At 69.4% G+C, this 20,844-nt stretch carries 19 protein-coding genes; 6 read left to right on the top strand and 13 right to left on the bottom strand.

The window, feature by feature from the left end:
- Positions 1-20: 20 nt before the first annotated feature.
- The gene (locus tag ACIOGX_RS00950; RefSeq protein WP_401909066.1) at positions 21-425 is read right to left on the bottom strand and encodes a pyridoxamine 5'-phosphate oxidase family protein; all 405 of its coding nucleotides are present in this window, start codon (positions 423-425) and stop codon (positions 21-23) included.
- Entirely contained in the window at positions 422-1,114 is a 693-nt protein-coding gene (locus ACIOGX_RS00945) for an NAD(P)-dependent oxidoreductase (protein ID WP_401909063.1), read from the bottom strand. Before ACIOGX_RS00945 ends, ACIOGX_RS00950 begins: the two co-directional genes overlap by 4 nt.
- 76 nt (positions 1,115-1,190) lie before the next feature.
- Between ACIOGX_RS00945 and ACIOGX_RS00940 the strand changes: the two genes are divergently transcribed.
- Together ACIOGX_RS00940 and ACIOGX_RS00935 are read left to right on the top strand one after the other, a co-directional pair.
- On the top strand, positions 1,191-1,889 hold the full coding sequence (locus tag ACIOGX_RS00940; RefSeq protein WP_401909061.1) for a TetR/AcrR family transcriptional regulator: 699 nt from the start codon (positions 1,191-1,193) through the stop codon (positions 1,887-1,889).
- 10 nt (positions 1,890-1,899) lie between these two features.
- A complete protein-coding gene (locus ACIOGX_RS00935; RefSeq protein WP_401909058.1) occupies positions 1,900-3,156 on the top strand; it encodes a hypothetical protein in 1,257 nt (418 codons plus the stop codon).
- Between the two features lie 409 nt (positions 3,157-3,565).
- Here the strand turns inward: ACIOGX_RS00935 and ACIOGX_RS00930 are convergent, their stop codons facing one another.
- Positions 3,566-4,441: a LysR family transcriptional regulator gene (locus ACIOGX_RS00930; RefSeq protein WP_401909055.1), complete on the bottom strand. Its 876-nt coding sequence runs from the start codon at positions 4,439-4,441 to the stop codon at positions 3,566-3,568.
- Positions 4,442-4,563: 122 nt separating this feature from the next.
- Between ACIOGX_RS00930 and ACIOGX_RS00925 the strand changes: the two genes are divergently transcribed.
- The gene (locus tag ACIOGX_RS00925; RefSeq protein ID WP_401910490.1) at positions 4,564-5,562 is read left to right on the top strand and encodes an NADP-dependent oxidoreductase; all 999 of its coding nucleotides are present in this window, start codon (positions 4,564-4,566) and stop codon (positions 5,560-5,562) included.
- A gap of 273 nt (positions 5,563-5,835) precedes the next feature.
- Here ACIOGX_RS00925 and ACIOGX_RS00920 read toward each other — a convergent pair whose 3' ends face one another.
- From ACIOGX_RS00920 to ACIOGX_RS00895, 6 genes are all read right to left on the bottom strand, one after another.
- Positions 5,836-7,362, bottom strand: a complete 1,527-nt coding sequence (locus ACIOGX_RS00920) for a hypothetical protein (RefSeq protein ID WP_401909052.1) — start codon at positions 7,360-7,362, stop codon at positions 5,836-5,838.
- 232 nt (positions 7,363-7,594) lie between these two features.
- On the bottom strand, positions 7,595-7,798 hold the full coding sequence (locus ACIOGX_RS00915) for a hypothetical protein (RefSeq protein WP_401909049.1): 204 nt from the start codon (positions 7,796-7,798) through the stop codon (positions 7,595-7,597).
- A complete protein-coding gene (locus ACIOGX_RS00910; RefSeq protein ID WP_401909046.1) occupies positions 7,795-8,166 on the bottom strand; it encodes a hypothetical protein in 372 nt (123 codons plus the stop codon). The genes ACIOGX_RS00915 and ACIOGX_RS00910 overlap by 4 nt, the downstream gene beginning before the upstream one ends.
- A 94-nt stretch (positions 8,167-8,260) precedes the next feature.
- Positions 8,261-8,905, bottom strand: a complete 645-nt coding sequence (locus ACIOGX_RS00905; RefSeq protein WP_401910488.1) for a class I SAM-dependent methyltransferase — start codon at positions 8,903-8,905, stop codon at positions 8,261-8,263.
- Between the two features lie 117 nt (positions 8,906-9,022).
- The gene (locus ACIOGX_RS00900; RefSeq protein WP_401909043.1) at positions 9,023-11,251 is read right to left on the bottom strand and encodes an RICIN domain-containing protein; all 2,229 of its coding nucleotides are present in this window, start codon (positions 11,249-11,251) and stop codon (positions 9,023-9,025) included.
- Between the two features lie 609 nt (positions 11,252-11,860).
- Positions 11,861-12,649 carry a hypothetical protein gene (locus ACIOGX_RS00895; RefSeq protein WP_401909041.1) on the bottom strand — a complete coding sequence of 263 codons (789 nt, stop codon included), beginning with the start codon at positions 12,647-12,649 and terminating at the stop codon, positions 11,861-11,863.
- A gap of 902 nt (positions 12,650-13,551) precedes the next feature.
- Here ACIOGX_RS00895 and ACIOGX_RS00890 point away from each other — a divergent pair.
- The 3 genes from ACIOGX_RS00890 to ACIOGX_RS00880 are packed head-to-tail and all read left to right on the top strand — an operon-like array spanning position 13,552 to position 14,428.
- Positions 13,552-13,704, top strand: coding sequence for a hypothetical protein (locus tag ACIOGX_RS00890; RefSeq protein ID WP_401909038.1), 153 nt, complete (start codon positions 13,552-13,554; stop codon positions 13,702-13,704).
- Positions 13,705-13,739: 35 nt separating this feature from the next.
- Positions 13,740-14,078 carry a hypothetical protein gene (locus ACIOGX_RS00885; protein ID WP_401909035.1) on the top strand — a complete coding sequence of 113 codons (339 nt, stop codon included), beginning with the start codon at positions 13,740-13,742 and terminating at the stop codon, positions 14,076-14,078.
- Entirely contained in the window at positions 14,075-14,428 is a 354-nt protein-coding gene (locus ACIOGX_RS00880; protein WP_401909032.1) for a hypothetical protein, read from the top strand. Before ACIOGX_RS00885 ends, ACIOGX_RS00880 begins: the two co-directional genes overlap by 4 nt.
- A 697-nt stretch (positions 14,429-15,125) precedes the next feature.
- Here the strand turns inward: ACIOGX_RS00880 and ACIOGX_RS00875 are convergent.
- The 4 genes from ACIOGX_RS00875 to ACIOGX_RS00860 all read right to left on the bottom strand — a co-directional run bounded on the left by ACIOGX_RS00875 (position 15,126) and on the right by ACIOGX_RS00860 (position 20,825).
- Positions 15,126-16,370: a S8 family serine peptidase gene (locus ACIOGX_RS00875; RefSeq protein WP_401909030.1), complete on the bottom strand. Its 1,245-nt coding sequence runs from the start codon at positions 16,368-16,370 to the stop codon at positions 15,126-15,128.
- A gap of 954 nt (positions 16,371-17,324) precedes the next feature.
- Positions 17,325-18,524 carry a zinc metallochaperone AztD gene (aztD, locus tag ACIOGX_RS00870; RefSeq protein ID WP_401909027.1) on the bottom strand — a complete coding sequence of 400 codons (1,200 nt, stop codon included), beginning with the start codon at positions 18,522-18,524 and terminating at the stop codon, positions 17,325-17,327.
- Positions 18,525-18,615: 91 nt separating this feature from the next.
- Positions 18,616-19,593 (bottom strand): zinc ABC transporter substrate-binding protein AztC, encoded by a 978-nt coding sequence (aztC, locus tag ACIOGX_RS00865; RefSeq protein WP_401909024.1) that lies wholly within the window; start codon positions 19,591-19,593, stop codon positions 18,616-18,618.
- Complete coding sequence (locus ACIOGX_RS00860) at positions 19,590-20,825, bottom strand: hypothetical protein (RefSeq protein ID WP_401909022.1); 1,236 nt, start codon at positions 20,823-20,825, stop codon at positions 19,590-19,592. Before ACIOGX_RS00860 ends, aztC begins: the two co-directional genes overlap by 4 nt.
- Positions 20,826-20,844 lie beyond the last annotated feature (19 nt).

Raw genomic sequence — 20,844 nt, 5'->3', positions numbered from 1 at the left:
CGCTTTCGTACAGGGGGTGATCAGAGATTGAGGCTCAGGACGCGTTCGACGGAGATCTCGACGACGACCATGTCCGGCGGGGTGGGCGGGGCCGCGCGGTAGCGGGCGGCGTAGCGGCGGACCGCTTCGGCCAGGCGTGCGGGGTCGTCGGTGACGGCGGCCCGGCCTTCGAGGGTGACCCAGCGGAAGCCGTCCGCCTGGCAGAGCGCGACGCGGGCCGCCGGGCCGCCCGCCGCTACATTCCGGGCCTTGCGGGCCCCGGCCCTGGTGGTCACCCGGGCGAGGCCGGTGGACGCGTCGAAAGTGAAGCGGACGGGGGTGACGTGCGGAGTGCCGTCGGAGCGAAGCGTGGTGAGGGTGGCTGTGTGGAGACGGGCGAGGAACGTCCGTACGCCGAAAGGGAGTTGGACGGTGGCCCGGCTCACCTCTTCTTCACGCCCTCGTTCCAGATCAGCTTGGCGATGTTCGGCTTCACGGCCGTGGTGATGACCCCCATGGCCGTGCGGCTGTACCGCTCCTCCTCCAACTCGCGCAGCATGCTCGCGGCGAGGTCCACGCGGGCGGTGAAGACCCCGTCGGCGCTGGTCTCGGCGGTGCGGTAGTCCGTGATGGCGGAGTGCTCGAAGAGGCCCGAGGGCCGTACGAGGGTCCAGTCGAGGTCCGTCCGACGGATCACGGCCTCCATACGGCGCATGTCCTCGTGGAGGGTACGGCCGAGGCGTCGGTTCACCAGGGGGTCGAGCACGTGGTTGAAGAAGTGCGCTCCGGTGGGCCGCCAGTTCGGGTCGGCGATGCTGGAGCTGACGGTGAGCAGCCGTGTGATGCCGTGGCGGGCCATGGCCCCGGTGATGGCGGTGGCGCTCGCCGAGTACGTGGTGACGGTCTCCTTGCTGAAGCGCGCGCCCAGCGCGGAGAGCACGGCGTCCGTCCCGCCGATCGCGGCGTCGACGGCCGCCGGATCGGTGGCGTCGGCGACGGCCACGGTGAGGCCCGCCCGCGCGAGGAGGGAGCCGGGACGGCGGGTCACGGCGACGACCTCGTGGCCGGCCGCGAGGGCCTGGCCGGTGAGGTGGCGGCCGGTCGGTCCGTTGGCGCCGAAGACTGCGATACGCATGATGTCGGGGCATCCCTTCGAGTGGTGTGCGGAACGCCCTTGACCTTGCCGATCACGAAATGCAGGCTCAACGCTGATGAATAACGCCGCCCCTGCCCCCGCCCGTACCCGAGGCCGCCCACGAGGCAAGCCGCCGACCCGCGAGTCGCTCGTCTCGGCCGCCCGCACACTGTTCCTGGAGCGCGGCTACCGGCGCACCACCCTGCGCGCGGTGGCCGGGGCCGCCGGGGTCGACCCGGCGCTCATCGCGTACCACTTCGGCTCGAAGAAGGGCCTGTTCGCGGACGTGATGCAGTTCCAGTGCGCCAACGCGCTGGCGGTGGACGACGTCCTCGGCGGCGACCCGGCCACCCTCCCCGACCGTCTGATCGACGCGGTGACGGACCTGTGGGAGGACGCCGACTTCCGCCGGCTCACCGCCCAGGGCGACGAGGCCGCCGAGGTGATCCGCGAATACCTGGAACACGAACTGCTGGCCCGGCTTGTTGAATTTCTGGGCGGCCGGGATGCGACCGCCCGTGCCACGGCCGTGGTGACGATCCTCGGCGGCCTCATCTACACCCGCTACCTCAACCCCCTTCCCACCCCCGCCGCCCTCACTCGGGCCGAGACCCGGCAGGTCCTTGCCCCGGCACTGCGCGCGGCGCTGACCCCGAGGCCGCGCATCACGGAAGCCGCCAGAACAGGCCGTCGGGGCTCGCCGGCTTCCGGTGGAGGCGCCCGTCCGGCCTTGACCACCTCGGCGCGTCCGGTGCGGTCTGCCGCGCAGTTGTGAGGCTTCACCCATGCTGACCAGTGAGGACGAGTCGTACGAGGCCGTCAGGCAACTGGCCGATGGAGTCGCTCCGGGCCAGGCGCTCGATGTGACGGACCCGGAGTCCTGGATCGGCCTCGACTTCGGGGTACGCCAACTGGCCTGGCAGCGGCCGGAGCTGATCCACTCGAACGCGTCGCCGTCCGGGCGGAGGTTGAGCCGGGACCGGCATGCGTCGCTGCCCACCGTCGTCTGGCCCCGGAAGCCCGGTGACGCCGAACTCGCCCTCGCCCTCTGCCACCCCGAAGGCCGGATCCGCGAGGCTGCGCTGGACCACGCCGAGGAGCGGCCCGCGCTGCTCGCCCTGGTCATCATCCGCTGCGCGGACTGGGCGGAGCCGGTACGTGAACGGGCCCGCGCACTCCTGGCCGAGGCGCCCCCGCACCGGCTCGCCGCGCACGCCGCGCTGATCCTGCGGGTCGCCCGCCGTTCCCGGGGCGGATTCGCCCAGGAACTGCTGACCGGGGTGCTGCGCGCGGGCCCGGCCGCGTACGTCGAGGCGCTGCTCGACAGCGGCGACCGGGCCACGGCTCGCCTCGCGCACCGCGCCGCCGTCGAGCGGGGGCTGCTCCCCGCGGAGCGGCTCGCTCGGACCGCCGCGCGCCATCGCGACGTCGTGGTGCAGGACCTGTGCGCCGAAGCAGCCGTGGCAGCCCTCGTCGAGGGCGACCCGGACGGGTTCACCGAGGTCGTGGTGGTGCTGTTGGGATCCCGGCATTCCCGGGTGAGGTCGGCGGGGGTGACCGCGCTGCGCAGGGTCGGGCGGCACGCCGACGCCGAGCCGTACCTCACCGATCGGTCCGCCGTGGTGCGGGCGTGCGCGCGGTGGGTACTGCGACGGGGTGGCACAGACCCTGTGCCGCTGTACCGCGCGCTGTGCACCGACCCCGGGGCCTGGCCCGCCGCCGCGGTGGGCCTCGGCGAGTGCGGGACGCGCGAGGACGCGGGCCTGATCCGGGCACTCCTCACCCACCCGGTCGCCGGCGTGCGCGCCTGCGCGGTGGCCGGGCTGCGGGCTCTGGAGTCGGCGCACGTCGACGACGTACGACCGCTCCTGGACGACTCCTCGGCAGCGGTGGTCCGGCAGGCGACCGTGGCCCTGTTGCCGTGGGCCGACCGCCTACCGCGAGATCTGCTGCTCGGACTCCTGGCCAAGGACCGTCCGCGCCACCAGCGGATCGCGGCAGTCCGACTGCTGCGCGCCATCGGGGTGCACACCGGGGTCTGACGCGCGGCTCCGGGCTGCGCTGCCCGGCACTCCCGCCTCCACGACCGGCCTGACCGGCGCCGACCACTTCGCCGTCTGTCCGCCGGACAGGCCCCAGATCGACCACCACACACTCAGTCACCCCATCAGATCGCGAGAACGCCTGGCGGCGACGCCCGGGACAGCACCTCGGCCTCGCCGACACCCTGAGACAGGGCGTTGCCGGGCCGCAGCTCGTGGCAGGCAGCGCTCTCACGCGATAGGGCAGCGGCTCCTGGTCGAGACGGCGTGCTGGATCACCGTTCCGTCGAGCCGGACGCTGAGCCGGCACAACCTGACCCCCGAGCGGTACCGGCAGACGCGCGACGAACACGGCGCGCGTGATCACGGCTTGGCGCAGTTCGGCGCCAGCGGGGTCGGCTGGTCCCCGTCAGGGTGCCGGGGCGGTCAGGACGGCCTCGGCCGCCAGCCGGAGATTCCCGATCATCGGATTCGGATCGTCCTTACGGCTGACCAGGACGACCTGGCTGGGGGGAGCGCCCTCGACCGGGACGGTGACGAGGCCGGGCCGCAGTGAGCTACGCCGATCGCCGACCGGTAGCACGGCGATCGCCCGGCCACTCGCGACGAGTTCGAGCTTGTCCTCGTAGCTCTCGATCGGCGGCACGCCGGCCCCGAGGATCCGGTAGGAAGTCCAGTCCGCGGTCTCGAACGCGCACGGCGCCGCCTCCTCGCCGGCCAGTTCTTCCGCGGTCACCGACGCGCGGTCGGCCAGGGGATGGCCGCGCGGGACCACGAGCATCCGGGGCTCCTCGTACAGCGGGGTGGTGAACACGTCGTCGGCGGCGAGCGGCAGCGGGGCGCGCGCGATCAGGGCGTCGACGCGCTTGTCGGACAGTGCCCCGACGTCGCGGCAGCTCAGGTACCGGGTGGCGATCTCGGCGTCCGGGTGACGACGGCGCAGTTCCCGTACGGCGGCAGTGATCACCAGGTCTTCAACGTAGCCGATGGCGATGCGTCCGGTCCCGGCATGTTCACGCACGGCCAGCTCGGCCTGGCGGGCGGTCCGCAGCAGGGCTTGGGCCCGGGGGAGGAACTTCTGGCCGGCCGGAGTGAGCCGGGTGCCCTTGGGCACGCGGTCCAGCAGTCGTACGCCGAGATACTTCTCGAGCCGTTGGATCTGACGGCTCAGCGCCGGCTGGGCCACGTGCAAGTCGGCGGCGGCCCGGCCGAAGTGCTGGTGCGCCGCCACCACGGTGAAGTAGCGCACCAGCCGCAGTTCCAGGTCCTGTCCGAGATCGTTCACCCTTCCAGCGTACGCGTCATGCCGTTTCGGAATGATGAGGTTGCCGAACCGGTCTTGGACGGCCATGCCGTCCTGGTCCTTGACTGAGGGAGCAACGTTTCCCCGAGAAAGCGACAGGCGTGATGAAGGCGATCCAGTTCCACGAAGCGGGCGGGCCGGACGTTTTGCGGTATGACGAGGTGCCGGTGCCCGAGATCGGACCGGGCGAGGTGCTCGTCCGGGTGCACGCGGCGGGCATCAACCCGCCGGACTGGTACCTGCGTGAGGGGATGAAGGTCATGCCGGCCGAGATGAGGCCGGCGCTGGAGTTCCCTCTGATCCCCGGAACGGACATGTCGGGCGTGGTCCAGGCGGTCGCTCCGGACGTGCTGGGGTTCGCCGTAGGTGACGAGGTCTTCGGCATGCTGCGGTTCCCCGGATTCGACGGCCGGACGTACGCCGAGTACGTGGCCGCGCCGGCGTCGGACCTGGCTCACAAGCCGGCCGGTATCGACCACGTGCGGGCGGCTGGGGCGCCGATGGCCGTGCTTACGGCCTGGCAGTACCTGGTTGATCTCGGCCACGATGTGCCGTCCCCTTTCACCGGTCGGGTGCACCAGCCGGTGCCGATCACGCCAGGGATGACCGTGCTGGTCAACGGGGCCGCCGGTGGCGTGGGCCACTTCGCGGTGCAGCTGGCGAAATGGAAGGGGGCACACGTCATCGCGGTGGCCTCGGGCCGGCACGAGCAGTTCCTGCGCAAGCTCGGCGCCGATGAGTTCATCGACTACACCAGGACGCAGGCCGCGGACGTCGTCAGCGGTGTCGACCTGGTGATCGACACCGTCGGCGGCCCGGACAGCTCACGCTTCCTGACCGTGCTCAAGCGCGGCGGCACCATGCTTCCGGTGTTCTGCGCCCAGTACGACCCGGAGGAGACGGCGAGTCTGGGCATCACGGTCTCGAACATTCAGGTGCGTTCCCATGGCCCTCAGCTCGCCGAGATCGGGCGCTTGTTCGACGAGGGCGAGCTCCAGGTCGGGGTGGACAGTACCTACCCGCTGCCCGAGGCGGGCAGCGCACACATACGAGCCGCGCAGGGCCACATCCAGGGCAAGATCGTGCTGACGGTGGTCTCGTGATCGCCGAACTCCGGTAGGCGGTCGGGGACAGCCGGAGTGGTGACGGCCTTCTGGCGTCGCGGGGGCCGGATCCGTCGACGTGGAGAGCAGGCGGGCGTCGAGTCCCGCCACCTGTGCCGCGGCCCGCGAGGTGTCGACGACCGTTGTCCTTCGGTCCGGGATCGCGTGCTCGATCCGGCGTCTTCACAGACAGAACCTGCTGCCCGACAGGGCGATTACCTGGCGCGCCGCGCCCACTGTTTCCCGGCGACCGCCCGCCCGCCGTGCCCGTCCTCAGTTGACCTCCCGCACTCTCGCAGCGGTCCGCGCGGCGAGTTCGCGGATCCCGTTCGCGGCGTTCTCCGAGAGCTCGCCGAGTATGGCGTCGGCGGCCGTGAGGAGGACACGGGCCTCCTCGGGGCGGCCCGCGGCGGCCAGGGCGAGGGTGAGCCGGTAGTGCTCCTCGGCGATGAAGCTGCCGAAGTTGACCTGCTGCCAGTAGCGCAGTGAGTCGTCGCCCGGGGTGGCCAGGGCGTCGCGCACGGCGGCCAGGCTGTCCGCTGCCTGCGGCAGCCGGCCCGCCTCCCGCTCCAGGCGGGCCAGGGTGCGCCGGGCCGAGGCCCGGTCCCATGCCGTCGCCTGAAGGGCGGCGTACAGGCCCTGGGCACGCAGCGCCTGGGGCAGGTCGCCGAGTTTCTCGAAGTCCCGGGCGAGCCCGCTCAGCGGAGCCGTGGCCAGGGTGTGGGGCGCCCCGGGGCGGCGGAGTCTGCTCTGGTCCATGAAAATGGTGTCGAGTTCGCGGATCAGCGTCACCCGCGCGAGGTCCGTCATCCCCTGGTCGCATGCCAGGTCGGTCCATGTCGAGACCGGCTCGTCCGACGGATCCGTTCCGAACATCGACTCGTCGAGCGCCCGCGCCCACTCTCGCAACTCGTTGGCGCCTGCGCCCGGTTCCGGCATACCGCCGAGGCCGCACGCCGTGTCGTAGTCCGTCTCCCGGACCTCAAGCAGCAGGGGCAGATCCCCGGTGTTCCCGCGCAGCCCCACCAACACGGCCGCGAGCCGCAGTTCGTCCGTCATCGAAGACCGTGTCTCGTGCCGCAGCAGATGCCGCAGCAATTCCAGATCACCCTCGGCGCGGTCGAACTGCGCGGCCCGCAGGGTGATCCGGCGCCGCACCGGGTCCTCGGCGACTTCACGCCATGCCGTGCGGTCTCCCTCCCGCAGCCGGGCGAGATCGGCGCGGCCCGCCGTGAGCACTGGCTCCCACAGCGGGGGACCGGCCGGGCCTATCCGTTCGTACGCGCACCCCTCATCCGCGTTGAGCAGTACGAAGTCCGGCTCGGTGCGCAGCAGCGCGGCACGCAGCCTGCCCACCAGCTCGACCGGGGAGCGTTTCGGGAAGCCCAGCGCCGCACGGAGCTCGGCCCGCTCCTCGTCGATTCCGAAGTACTCACGGATCTCCTCCTCGGTCTCCGCGACGCACGCCAGGATCCTCTCCTCTCCGTCATCTGGCGACAGATGTGTGTAGCCGCGCCAGCCGGGCAGGCCGATCACGAGTTCCAGAGTTTCGTCGACACTGGAGCCGATGATCCCCGCGGCACCCTCCGAATCGGCGTAGAGCACCGAGCCGTCCGCGCACACGAAGTACGTACCGCCGGTATCGTCCCCGGCTACCGTCTCCAGCGGCCCGCCCGAGGCGAGGCGGACCTCCTCGACATGGCCGTGGGCGGCACGGTCCAGGTCGAAGTTGAAGGGGAAGGCGGCCAGTTCGGCCAGGCGACGGTCCTGCCGCAACAGCCATAGCGCGTGATCGGTCATGTCACAGAAAGTAACATCGTCCACTGACAACGGACTCGCGGCCTCTGTGGGAGGCTCAGAGAGTGGGCGGAACGCATGGCCGTCGACGCGGTTTCGTGACGCCCCTCGACGCGCGAGCCGAAAGGCGCTGGCAGGCCGACACCAGCCGTGCCCGGCGCGCCTGGCATCGGCCTACGATCAGCGCATGAACACTGTGCGCCGACCGCTGGGGACCGGCCCCCGGCCCGTACCTTCAGAGCCCACTCAGGCAGACCTCGGGGGTCCCCGCCGCGTCCGGGCTGCCGATGCCGATGCCGATGTCGAAGCCGAAGCCGAAGCCGGAGCCGGAGCCGATGTCGGGACGGCCCCGCTGTCCCGGCCCGGCGAGCTGGAAGGCCTCGCACTGTTCCGTGAACGCGGCGTACTCGGCCCCGCCTGAAGACCGGTAACGCGTCACGGACCTTCATCGCCCGCCGCCGGACACTGCGTCCCAGTGAGGAATTCCGCACCCACCCAACCGATACAGAGTGGGAAGAGTTCCTCGGCCACTTCGAGCGAGGGAAGGTCGCGCCTGCCGTAGGCGCGACCGCGGTCGCGCCCACGGCACAAGTTGCCAGCATGAACGCAGCTGCGTCCGCTGCCCACTTCTCCGCATCGACCCTGCTCAGCGGCTCCGTCTGGTAGATCCGCAGCGATCTGGACGACCGGATCGCCGAGGCCGAACGCGAAGGCCGGCTCGGCGAGGCCGAAGGTCTGCGCGTCAGCCTTGCCGTCACGAAGAACAAGGTCGCTCGGCTCGACGACCGCCGACGCGGGGCCGACCATCAGCCTCGGGATTCCGACCTTCCTCAAGATCGCCGCACGAGATCGCCGCACGAGCCACCTGATCCCGTCTCCGCCAGGCGACCGGCGGAGACGCTCAAGGCTGACGACGCGCGAGGATGATCCCTCCCAGCTTGCTCTCGGCAGAAGTGAGGGTCTTGCGCGTCTCGACGGCGAAGCCGGCTTCGTCAAGCCAATCAATCGTCCGGTCATGCTGCCGACGATGGACATAGACCTTCATCGGGTGCCCGCCATAGCCCTCGGTCTTCAACCGCGACTCATCGCCGACATGGAAGCCGAGCAGCAACAGCCCACCGGGCCTGAGCACTCGACGGAAATGCGCAAGAACCGAGCTGATCTCGTCGTCAGGAATGTGAATCAGTGAGTACCAGGCGACCAGGCCCGTCACCGAGGCGTCAGCGAAGGCGAGGTCCGTCATGGAACCGAGATCGAACCGCACCCCAGGGTAATGGCGACGGGCCACATCGATCATGCCGGGTGACAGATCGATGCCGAACGCGTCCAGTTCCAGCTCCCGCAGGTGGCCCGTGATCCTGCCTGTCCCACACCCCACGTCCGCGACCGGCCCGCCGCCTTGGGAACGCACCAGGTCGGCGAACTGGGCCAAGACCGCACGTTCCACCGGTGATTCATCCAAGATGTGACGTGTCAGCTCTGCGTAACTCGCGGCGACGGTGTCATACGACGTCCGCGTATCTGCCAGCCAGTCATGTGCATTCAGTCCCATTTCCATCGACCGCAGGCTACTCAAGTCATCAAGCGACGTGACGACTTGGTTCAGCCTGACGGCCGCATCGCCGATCGCGTCCCTCACGTCATCGCCGGGGGCAGCGTGGGCCTACGGCGACACGTCCGTGAACTTCCACGCCTGGTCCAGTGCCCCGGACACCGGCCACTGCCCGGCGGGAGAACCCGGGCCGGGGTCCGTGGCGCCCAGTACGCTGCCGGTCGCGACGTTCGAGATCTTCGCCGTGCCGTTCCCGGTGTCGAGCAGCCGCCACCGCTGGCCCTGGTCGTCGGAGTGTGACCGCTGCGTCACGGCCGAGCCGGATCCACCAGTCAGGAAGAGCCCCGACAAGGCGTTCTGGATCCGTACGGTGTTGTCTCCGGCAGGCGAAAGGCGCCACCGCTGCGCGCTGCCGCCCGCGGCGGACTGCTGCTCCACACCGGCTCCGGCCTCCGTCGAACCGCCTGCCGGGGCCAGCACCAGACCGCTGTCACGGTTCGAGATCGTGTAGGTGCTCGCGGCCTTGACGGGCAGGTATGGATTGAGGACCTTCACTCCGCCCGGCAGACCGCTGATACCGGAGGGTTTCCTGTCGTCGACTGTCACCTGCTGTACCGAGTAGGGGCCGATGCGGTCGATCGTGTTGCCCTCGAACGTCACGCCGGTGGAGTTGCTCACGTACACGACGGATGACTGCGGAATACCGCACCGGTTCTTCGTCGCCGGGTACGTGGACTGGTGGGACCGCTGGAAGAAGTTGTTCCGCACGGTCACGTTCTTCGCCGAGCCGAGATTGAGCCCGGTGCCCCTGATGTCCTGGAAGACATTGTCCTCGATGGTGAGGTCGGGGTAGAGGGGCCTGCTGGCGCTTCCGGGGTCGAAGGAGACGGCGCCGACCTGGCAGGAGTCCCAGCCTCCGGGGGCCGACACCAGTGTGCCGGTAAAGGTGTTCCCCCTGATGACGAGGTTTCCGCCGCTGTTGGCGTTGGCGTCCGAGCTGTTCTCGGGTGTCACCGAGATCGAGTTGACGCCGCGCATCCAGTTGTTCTCGATGACTCCGTCACGCGCCTTGACCAGGAACCCGCGACCGGAGCTGTCGATGCGGTTGTTGCGGAAGACGAAGCCGCTGCCGATGCGGTCGAGGTTGGTGATGTCGGTGCCCGCGTTCCACGGCGAGGGGCGATCGAGTGTCACCTTGTAGGTGAAGTCGGCCTTCGCCCCGGCCAGGGCCTTGATGGCGGGGTCCTTCTCCGGGGCGATCGACCGGATGGAGGCGGTGGGCCCATCGGTCCACTGCTGTAGACGGTCACCCGGAAGGGCGTTGCGGAATCCGTCGGCGAAGGCGGCCCAGAGGGTGTCTCCGTCGGCTTTGAGGACCTTGGCGGTGCCGAAGCCCTGGACGCTCATCGAATCGTCCCCGGCACCGACGACCGTGGAGTTCTCGACTGTGGGTCCCTTCTTGACCCACCCGAATCCCATGGCGTCCCACGTCGTGGTCAGGATGGGCTTCTCGGTTCCTCCTGGAGGCGGCGGGCCCGGAACGACCCGGAAGTTGTCCAGATGTGTATTGCCCTCACCGGCCCTGTTCTGGAAGCCGAATCCCGGAGCGGTGTGGAGTGTCACGTCCTTGAACGTGTTGTTCGCCCCGCCCACCCCGATGGCGATGTCGGGACCTGATTCGGCCTCGCCCGCGAACGTGACGATGTCGCCGGTGCCGGCCGCCCATGCGCCGCCCATGGACCGGACCACGCCGGCGGTCCGGTCCTGCCAGGTGACGGGAATGTTGTACGCCTGGCTCCGCCAGAGCCGGAGAGCGGGGTCGTAGACCGACACGCGACGGGGAATTCTGTCCGGGCGGGGGTACCCGGCGTCGATCCGTACATCCATCCACGGTTTGCCGTCGGACGTCTCGCCGAGGCCAATGACGCGCCCTTGGGTGAACGGCAGGGGGTCGTAGTTGATCGTGAGACCTGTGACGGTGAGATTGTTCGACGTACCCGTCCGTACGGCCTGGACGAGCCGGGTCTGAATGATCGTCACGCCCTTGGCGTTGAGCGTGAACCCGTCGAGCCCGCTGAGGTCGAGAACGGAACCGCGGCGGTACTCACCGGGCTCGATGTCCACCTGCTTCTTCCCCGACGCGGTGGCACGGGTGATCTGGGCTTCGATGCTTTCCCGCTCCGGGACCGCGGCGGGGCCGGCCGCCCGCGCGCCCTGGAGCAGCGGGGTGACCCCCAGCCCGATGCCGACGAGCAGCAGCGCCATCAGGGTCGCGCCGACGAGACGAACTCGCGTCCGCGGTACGGCGACATGGCGTGCGGTGCTGAATAGTCGTTTCATGAAGCTCTCTTATGCCTATGCTCAGCACCCGCCGGGCCGCGCACAGGGCAAGCCAGGACGTCGGCCCGCGCGAGCGCCAAGTCCACTGACGGGCAAGCGTGTTCGCCAACCTATCCGCGACGAAACGAGACGAGAAGCCGTCACCCGGCTCCTTCGAGGTGCCGACGCCGACTGCTCAGACGGGGTGAGCAATGGAGCCCGTGCGGGTGGGAAGCGGGCCACCGCATGCCCATCGGTCCCAGTGGCGGAAGCGGACTTCAACGCCCTTCTCCTCGGCCGTTCACCGCCGCCCCAGTCAGCGCGTGGTGACGGCGCGCGCTGGCGGCCTCGTCCGGGTTGGCGGACTGGGTCGCCGTCAGAACGCGCTGGTGCCTGTCCACCGCCCCCACCCGGCTTTCCTACGTGTGGGCACGGGCGAGGCGGTGTGACGCGGTTCTGCGAGGTGCGGGACTGAGTCCGGCGGGCCCCTCCCTGAGCGGGGCACCGCTGGGTGATGGTGTCGCCGTGAGTCGGGACTTGAGAGCGGCTGACCACCCCTTTACTCTCCTCGGCGCGCCGCCGATGGCGACGCGCCGAGGTCATGCGGTCCGGCCCCGCCGTGTGCCTCGCTCAGCCGGCGCGACGAGTTCTGACTCCGTTGGCCTCGAAGTCGTAGACGGTCCGGTTGATCCGCAGGCCGTCGACAGCGCCGATCCACATGTAGTCGCGGCCCTTTCCCACCCCGGCGGTGTAGATGGTCGGCTGTGCGCCGCCGTCGTTGAGCACGGTCTTCAGCTGCGGGAAGGTGCACTGGGCGGTCAGCGTGCAGCCGGTCACGGTCCCCGCATTGCCCGTGAGGTACCACGTGCCGGTCGTGGTGGCGTTCAGGTAGGGACTCCATCTGTCCGTCACCGGGGAGGGGGCTGGGTTCCACACCATCGAGGAGTAGGTGGTGGCGGGCGCCGCGGTGAGGTTCGGATTGATCTCGAACCTGATGTTCGGCATGTTCCCCGGGCCACCGTAGGAGACGTTCTCGCCGGTCTGGAAGACGTGGAAGCCGACCTGCTTCAGTGCCAATACCCGGTCACCGTAGAAGTCGACCTCGTTGCCGAACTCGACCTGTTCACTGGGCGGGGTGAGGGAGGTGGACTTGTCCGCCACCTCGATTCCGAGGCTGCCCCGTCCGTAGGGCGGCCTCGCAGACGGGCCCTTTACGCCGAACGAGCCGAACGGGCCGTTCCTCAGGGCGGCGACGGGAGAGCCGATCGTGTTGCGGGTGATGACGCCCCAATGGTCCGAGCTTCCCTGGTTTCCGCCGGTGACGGCGGATGCCGATCCCGGAAAAGCCGAGACGGCGATCGCGACCAGCGCTGTGACCCCAAGCGCCACTTTTCGCTTCACACCGAAGCGAGCGTTCACGCTCACTCCTTTCGTGGTCGATACAAGGGCAGGACGGGCGTCGGAGACGGGCCCTGCGTAGCGCAGGCCACGGTAAGGACTCGCTGTGGCGAAACCAGCTAAGACGCACCTGTGGAATGGCGATCAATCCCAATAGTGGAGTGAACAGTCACTCTGTTCACTCCAGTGGAGCCGCATGCCATTCAACGGGTCGGGCCAGCCGAGCGGCCGCAGCCGACCGGGCTGATCGCCGGCCCCTCGCCGGCGTCGCGACTTCCAGCCGCCGTTCCTCATCATGATGCCGATCCCGCTCGCCGAGGGCGCCCGCGCGGTGCGCACTGAGGCGTTCGACGCGATGGCGGGGGAGTGGGAGCCCGCTTCCGGGCGGGGCAGGACACTGGGCTGCTGCTGTGGAAGCCGCCCGGGGCATGGTTCAGCATCAACGCCCCCACAGGCCGGCCGGTCTGAGGAACTGGTACGTCACATTGGAGCACCCCACCCGGCGCACCGATGACGGGTTCGACACCTTCGATCCGACCCGCGCCCCCGCCATCGCCCCCTGATCTGAGCGCTCTCACGTGGAAGGACGAAGACGAGTACGCCCACGTCCGGCGCCTGAGTATCGTCACCGACACCGAGCACCAGGCGGTGGAGCTCGCCCGCGCCCAGGGTCCTCACCATGCCCGAGGAGCGGGCCGGGCCGTTCGCGGAAACCGACCGGCGGGCGGCCTGGCGCTGGAACCCGGCCTGGCCCTTCTACCGAGTCGGCGCGACGCTGAGCGTCCGGGGCACGCCGGACCGGATACCGGGGGGCCGAGCTCGGGTGCATGTCCCTGCCGGAGGCGTGGGGTGGCGGTACACCGTCGAGGCGTGTGCAGCGGCACGCGACTGGTTCGCCGACACATTCCCCCAGCGCGCCGGTGGTGCTCTGCACTCAGACCGCCAACTACCGCTCGATGCGCCTCGCGGCGAAGCTGGGGCTCACCGAGGTGGAGCGGTTCGAGGAGTGCGACGCCGAGCAGTGGTTCGGCGTGTGGCCCTCGGCCACGCCGTCAGGTTGCGCTCGTACTGGGTAGCTTCGTCAATCGCAGTCCGAGACGGGAAAAGGGGCATGATGGCGCTGAACCAGAAGGGGTCCCGGCGTATAACCGTTGACGGGATCGAGTACCGCTGGCGGATCCGCAGGAAGCCCTCCTATATGCAGGGACTCTGCTGGACACCAATGACCTACGCGGTCGAGGCCATCAACGCCGACCAGCCGGGCACCGTCCTGAACGTCACCAACGGGCAGGCCCATTCCAGTAACTGGTTGGGCCTTGAAGCAGAGCCCATTCGCCCGGCTCACGTTGCTGCGAGCATTCGGGAAGCGCGGAGCCAGGGCTGGGATCCAATACTTGCCGGTTCTCCCTTCCAGCTCGACCGATCCGCGGAACGCACAGCCCAGCCATGAGACAAAGCGGAGAAGGTCGGTGCATCTCGGTTGAACTGCCGCAGAGGCTCCACGTGTGGTTCGCCGAGCACGAGGAGCGCCTGCAGTCTTGTGGGATCACGGGTGATGTCCAGCGGTCGCCTGAGGATGGCCGCACCAAGACCAGTGCGTGGCTGACGCTCGAGTGGGATGACCACGTCGGTGTGCTCATCGTCTGGAGCAGCGGTGAAGCTGAACTTGAGTACGGGGACTTGGCGACTGGCCAGGTCCGACGACAGCATCGTGATCTCCGCACCTTCGAGGAGCTTCTCGACGCCATCGAGACCATCCGCGAGTGGATCCAAATGAAGGGCGAAGCAACTACCGGATAGGCAACCTGATTATCCGGGTTGTGGAGCCTCTCCGCTTTCGAACTGCGAGCCGACGTTGTTCCACGTGCAAGCGTCCCGCCAGACTCCCTGCCGACAGCCCAACCGAGCATCGTTGTCAAGACCTTCTTCTGGGAGATCGTCCGCGTGTGGTAGTGCTCGGCGGCAACACCGTCCCGACATTCGAGTTGGTACGTGTTGTCGTCGCTCAGCAGTACCCGGACGTACCAGTTGCCCTCCACGCCACTCGCTACGCGCTCCGGAATCAGAAGCGCGTTGTTGCAACGGAAATTGGCCGGCGTCGTGTCCATCACCGGCTTCAAGGGCTCCTTCACCACGCGCCCAGCCTCAGGCGTTGCGATCAGCATGGCCTCACGAGCCCGCACACGAGACAACTCACCACGCGACCGCCGTACCCCACGCCGCGCCATGAACGCTCACCCCCAGCCCTCAGCCTGCCGCGAGGACGAGCACGGTGAGCAGGAAACATCCGCATCCGGAACCGACCGGCTCAGGCGACCCCACTCAAAGCGCGCCGACGAGTTCGACGTCACCCGTCCCTCTGCCTACCCGAACCCGCCATCGCAGCAAAGGCCTTCAATCTCGTGACCGCCGAGAAACCGAGCTGTCCGCCGAGTCAGTACTGCGGCCAGTGAACATGGTCAGGTCCTGTCTTCTTCGGGAGCCGCCTGTCGCCCCTTCAGCCTGCGTGGCGTCTACGCCTCGCGACCCACACGGCCACGGCCGTGACAACCAGGACGGCGGCCGCCCCGCCCCCAACGAGCACCGGCACGTTCGGTGGCGAATCGTCCGCGGCCGCGGTGTGTGTCGGTGACGGCTTCGGGGTCTTGGGAGGCTTCGGTGATGGCGAGGTGGATCGGTAGCCGACCGGTTCCACGTTCTCCGGCATCTCATTGCGGTCCGCGGGGCCCGGATCGCCGAGGCCCCGGTTGATGTGCGCGCCGGGGCGTATCACCCCGTAGCCCAGGTAGTTGCTGACCGTTCCGGGCTTCCAGTCGTCGCTGCGGCCGGCTGTGTCGAGCATGACGCGCAGGACCTGCGCCGCCGTCCAGTCGGGGTGCTGGGCCCAGATGAGGGCCGCGGAGGCCGAGGCGAGGGCGCTGGCGGCGTGGGCACCGCCGCCGTCGGGACAGTAGCGCCGGAAGGTCGCGTCGCACCAGCGGGGGATGTTCACTCCCGGCGCCGCGAGGGTCACGTCTTCGCCGTGCTGGGAGAAGTCGGCGACCCGCGCGTTCTCGTCGATGGAGGCCACCCCGACGACTTCCGAGAAACGCGCCGGAGCCAGCGGCTTGTTGCCCTCCTTGGCGTTGTCACCGGTGCCTGCGAACACCAGCACCTCCTTGGCGAGGGCGTCCCGCAGGGCGTATCGCTGCCCGGTCATGCCGGAACCGATGACGTACTCGCTGCCGATTGAGATGCTGATGATCTTCGCGTCGCGCTCCAGTGCCATCCTGATGGCCCGGTCGACGTGGTCGTCGATGCTCGGCAGTTCGTCGTGCTCGAGCGGCGGCACGCGGATCGGGATGATCTTGGCTCCGGGGGCGAGGCCCTGGATGCCGCCGCCCGCGCCGGTCCCGGCGATCAGCTCGGCCGTCGTCGTTCCCCGGCCGTCGCGGTCGGCGCTGTCGGGGCCTCCTTCGGGGACGGACGCGTCTCCGCCGGGCAGCACTTGGCCCTTGAGCGAGGGCGTCGAGGGGTTCACTCCGGAGTCGATGACGGCAATCTTGATTCCTTCGCCCGTCGTCTTCTTCCAGATCTGGTCGACGTTCATCCGGTCCAGGTACCACTGCCGATCCCTGGCTCCGGCCGCGTACGCGGAAGATCCCTGGCCGGTCAGTCCCGCGGTGAGCACCAGCACGACGGCCAGGGCGCGCATGCCCGTGTCGTATTGGGCGGCGACGGTCGGCCGTCGCCGCCCCGTCATCCTGCGGAAGGTCCTTGAGAAGAGGGATGTCATGCACCTAATTGGATCATGCCATCGGCACCGCCTCACTTACGGGCCGGTGAGGATGTCGTGGGCGCCAATGCGGCGCCCAGCCCTGGGGGTTGAGGATTTCGTTGTCAGGTGCCTCGGTCCCGGTCTCTGTCTCGAGTGACCAGTCCAATGACCGGATGATCGATTGCACACGGGTATGGCCGTGCGCAGCTCCTGCGACGCCCGGCAGGCACGCTCGCTGCGTTGTCGGCGTCGTCTGAGGACGTCCCGTACGAGGACGATCTCCGCCGTGTGATCGCCGCTCGGCATCCGGAGGAGGAATCAGGGCGCCGAGACGGAGAGAGCGCAGCGAACGTAGTGCACCGGACGCCGCGAACCCCGCCCTGCGGGCGGACCGCGCTACTTTACGGACAGCGCCTAGGGCTCTTCGGTATCGGCGCGCTCCTGGGCGAGGAGGAGAGCCTGTCCTCCGAGACCCTGATCGCGATGGAACGCCGGCTCGCTCTGATGATCGAAGCGTGCCTGGGCGACTGACGCTCCGTGAGCCGCAGGACTGACCAGGAAGGAGTGGGCGTCCCCGCTGGTCTCCGCGCGAGCGGGGTGCTGCTCACGGTGTCAGGGTGGGGTTGACGTTCAAGGGTGGCGTCAACGTGCACAGAGCGCGCTGATCATTGAAGGACCGGAACTGCCCCTGAACAGGCAGGCCCAGGATGAGCGGCCTTGCTCGTACAAGCTGAGCGGCCCGGGGCACCGGCTGCCGCATTCACCCGGCACCGAGGGGCTCGACGGCACCGGATCATCCAGTGCCGTCGAGCCCCGGACAGCGTCGGCCCCGTACGCCGCGGGGGCAAGGGGGCGTGCCGGCGTCCGCTACCCGATCCGAGGCCGGCCTCGCCCGCGGCCACGACGGCCGTCATCCTGCCGCCCAGGAGAAGGCCGCAGTCAGGATCCGGTGACGACGCCCGACAGCTCGTTGGTGCTCTGCGGCAGAGTGACCGAGGTGATCTTCTTGCCGGTCTCCAGGTCGATGGCGTGCAGGGCCCTCCCGCTGGGGTCGGAGACGTAGGCGGTGTCGTCGCGGACGAACAGCGTGGGCCGGGCCTGCTGCCAGGCCAGCGGCTCCTGCCACTTGCCCACGGCGGGGATCTTCCTCTCGACCTCGCCGCTGTTCTGGTCGATGACGTGGATGGCGCCGTCGGTGCCGAGGACGAGGGCCTCACCCTCCGGGCCGCGGGCCAGTGAGCGGAAGGAGTAGCTGGTGCCCAGGTCCACCAGACGCAGCTTCTTCTTCTCGGTGTCGATGAGGGAGATGCGGGTGGGCCGTTCCAGCTCGGCCTCCTTGTCGGTCTTGTAGTCGCCGAGGAGGATGGGGGAGGCGTCGCTGCCGGCCTGGTTGCCGATGCGGCCGTAGTCGTCGGGGGCGTCGACCTTGGTGAACTTCCCGTCCTGGTAGATCAGGACACCGTCCTCGCAGCCGACGGCGATGGCCTCGTTCCGGGCAGCCGCCTCACCATGCACGCCGGGGCACTTCTCGTTACGCGTGATCTCCTTGTTCTTCTCGTCGAGAACCAGCGCGCCGGTCCGCCGTTCCTCGGTGCCCAGGGTGCTGAGGAGCTCGCCGTTGGCCAGCTCGATGGCGACACCGTGATGCGCCTCGGCGGAGGTGTAGGTGCGCCCTTCCGGCTTCTTGCCACCGCTCAGGTCCGCAGGGTCGAAGACGTTGACCGCCCCCGTGCCGTCGGTGAAGAGCACGGTCTTTCCCGCGTGTCGTACGACGTGTCCGGGCTTGGCACCCTTGTACTCGATGTCGGTAAGGGCCTGCCCGGTGGCGTCCAGCACCCGGAAGCCGGTGTCGGTGGAGACGACGACGTGGTCCTCGTCACCGGCGGGGTTGACCCGGTTGAAACCGGACAGCTCGATGGTCCGGGTCAGCTTGAGGCTCTCGCCGTCCAGGATGTACAGGCCGCCGTCGAAGGTGGCGACCAACGGGTCCTTGACCGCGGCGGCGGGCGTGGCGCTCGCGGTGCCCGCGGCCCTGGTGCCGGAGGAGGAGCCCTCCCCTCCGCACGCGGTCAGAACCGTGGACACCGCCAGGGCGAGTGCGGTCCCGGTGAGGGCTCTGCTGCGTATCGATGTGTTCATCGGTGTGTTCCTTTCCGTGCCGCTCGGTGGCGGCGGTGGGTGAATGACGGTGTCGGCACGGTCGGCCGGCGCATGTTGAAGGCTCGGGGAGTCAGCCGCCGGTCAGGCCGTTGGCCATGGCGGTGGTGTTGGCGCGCATCATCCGCAGGTAGGTGTCGGCACCCTCGCCCTCGGCGGTCAGCGACTCCGAATACAGCTCCACGACCTGGACCCGGCCGCCCAGTTCCGTGCGCAGGACCTCGGCGAGCCGTGTCGGCTGTGAGGAGTCGGCGAACACGGTGCGCACGCCGGCCTCCTCCATCGCCTCGGTGAGCGAGCGCAGGTCGGAGGAGCTGGGGGAGGCCAGCGTGGTGCCGCTGGGGATGACCGCGCCGATCACCCGGAAGCCGAAGCGGTCGGCGAGGTAGCCGAAAACGTGGTGGTTGGTCACCAGGGCGCGCTGGTCCTCGGGGATGCCGTCGAAGGACTTCTCCATCCAGGCGGTGAGGTCCGTGAGTTCTTCGCCGTAGCGGTCGGCATGTGCACGTATCGCGCTGACGTCCACACCGTCGACGTGCTCGATCACCTGGTCGGCCAGCAGGCCGGTGGCCTTGCGCACCCGGTCGGGATCGGTCCAGAAGTGTGGGTCGGGTTGTCCTTCCTCTTCCTCGGGGCCGCCGGCGTCGGACGTCCGGAAGGTGAGCGGGTCGACCGCGTCGCCTACCGCGAAAGTGGCGACGCCGGACTCGCGGGCGGCGTCCACGTGCCGCAGGACGTTCTCCTCCAGCCCCAGGCCGTTGTAGACCACCAGGTCGGCGCGCTCCAGCTCGGCGGCCTGCACCGCCGTCAGGCCGAAGGAGTGGGGATCGGCGTTGGGCTTCATCAGGACGGTGACGTCGGCCTCGTCACCGACGATCTCCCTGGTGATGTCGCCGAGGATGTTGGTCGTGACGACGATACGGGGGTGCTCCTCGCCGGTGGTGCAGGCGGAGACGGCTGCCGCCGTGGCGAGCGCGAGCAGGCCCACGATCAGCTGGCGCAGCCGTGCCGCGCTCACCCTCACGCGCTGCTTCGCCGCGGCTCGGTTCATCGGCCGGTCTCCGCCATGAGCACCGGCTCGATGTCCAGGTCGAAGGAGCGTGCGATGCGCAGGTTGTCGTTGTAGTCGATCTCGAACACCTTCTTGCCCTCGGGGTCGTTGACGTAGGCGCGGCTGCGGTCGACCTCGATGACGGGGGCGCCGTCGTCGGTGCCGGCCGGCGCTTCTCCGGTCAGGAGTGTCCTGGTCCGCGCGGTCTGCTTCCCGGTGGCGATGTCGTAGCCGTGCAGCGAGCCGTCGGTCTCCAGAACGAGCAGCGGGGAGCCCTCTCCGGCGGTGTTGGCGGCGATGACGGGACCGGTGTCCACCCGGGTCCAGGACCGCTCGGTGACGTCCAGGACCCATACGGCGTCATCCCCAGCCGGTGCGGTGAGGGTGTCGCCGCCGGGTCGCTGGCGGAAGGAGGTGGCCCGTCCCTCCGCCGGCACGTCCTCGTCGTAGGGGATCTCCTCGGTGGTGAAGGCGCCGTCCTTCTCGCGGACGAGCAGGGCGCCGTCGGCGCAGCCCAGGACCAGGCCGCGACGGGTGACGGCGTCGCCGCGCGGCTCCTCGCACTCCACGTCCGGGGAGGCGACGCGCTCGCCCTTCCGGTCCAGCACGACGAGCTTCGTGGTACCGCCCTCGCCCGCGAAAGCGAGCAGGTGCTCCTCGTACGGCACGACGGCGCCGCTGTAGGTGCCCGCCAGCGTCCCGGACGAAGCGATCGTGCCCTTCTCCAGCTCGCCGCGGTCGTAGAGGACGGTCTTCCCGTCCTCGTCGGTCACGGCGGTCACGGCGGCGTCGCTGCGTACCTGCGCCTGACGGCCCACGGGAAGCTCGCCGACGCCACGTATCGCCGCGCTGTAGTAGTGGACATGGTCCCCGTGGTCCACCATCCAGGCGCCGCTGTCGAGCACGTGCGTGCCGCCGGAGGTGTGGAGGTAGCCGAACCGTCCGTCCGTGACCAGCCGGACGGCGCCTTCCGTCCGGGCCGTCGTGTGCACCGTGCCGCTGATGAGGTCGAGAACCCGGCTGTTTCCGCTGTCGGGGTCATTGAGGAGCAGGCGGGACCGCTGCTCGGCGGCCTCCTGCGCTCCCGCGACGTACCCGTGCGGAGTGACGGACGAGGAACTCGCCAGGGGGCGTGAGTCGTTGTGTTTCTCCCCAGAGCAGCCCGTGGCGAGCAACGCGGTGAGTACCAGTGCGGCCGAAGCCCACGGAGTGACGTTTCTGCGGACGGTCATGACGTTCGCCTCAAGCTTC

The sequence above is a fragment of the Streptomyces sp. NPDC088147 genome (assembly GCF_044741565.1).
Lineage (GTDB): Bacteria > Actinomycetota > Actinomycetes > Streptomycetales > Streptomycetaceae > Streptomyces.
The sequence above is the reverse complement of the archived record's forward strand: the minus strand, read 5'-3'. Positions and strand labels throughout refer to the sequence as shown.